Here is a 733-nt window from a genome sequence, read left to right on the forward strand (position 1 = left end):
TTAGGTGATTGGGATGTGGAGCCGCTCAAGCCTTATTTGGGTGAACGTTGGTTGAGCTTGGTTTCCGGTCATGCACCTTGGCAAATGGACATTGACTTGCAGCTCAACGATGTGGGCTTTACTTACCAAGTGGATGTGTTGGCGCAGCTCGGTCGATTAGCCAGTGAATACCCATACCCATTGACGAAAAAGGTCGGTGAAGCTGGTCAGGCGAAACTCCAAGCATCGGGGAATCAGGAGAGCATTTCGGCTCGTTTGCAAATCCCAAATGCGAAATATCAGACCGAAATTGATATCTCGGGCGATGTGCCAGTGTTAACCGCGACCAACTTAGTGTTAGGCAAAGGCGGTTTTAAAATTAGCCCTGTCGTTGGGCACGATGCTTCGATTCGTCTAGATGAGGTAAACCTAGATAAGTGGGCGACGTTACTGGATACGCCAGAGAGTAAAGCGCAATCGGTGCTGGCAAACATGAAGACGCCTGCGATTCCTTTACCAACGCGTATTGAAGTCGAAACGCCGAACTTGTTGTTGGGCGGCATTGAGTTTCACGATGTGGCATTGAACGCCAGTAAAAAGAACCTAAGTTGGCAGTTGGACGTGAGTAGCCAAGAGGTGAAAGGCAAAGCAACGTACCTCAAACCGTACGATTTATCGGTGTCTCTAGACCATCTGCATTTGTACTTGCCAGACTTTGAGGAAATGACCAAAGAGCGCAGTTCAATTTTCGCTA

At 48.6% G+C, this 733-nt stretch carries 1 pseudogene; it reads left to right on the forward strand.

What is annotated here, in order from left to right:
• Nucleotides 1–733: pseudogene (locus tag R8O10_RS24940) on the forward strand (hypothetical protein); the annotation flags it as partial.

The organism is Vibrio sp. 1727, from assembly GCF_033344415.1.
Taxonomy (GTDB): Bacteria; Pseudomonadota; Gammaproteobacteria; order Enterobacterales; family Vibrionaceae; genus Vibrio; species Vibrio alginolyticus.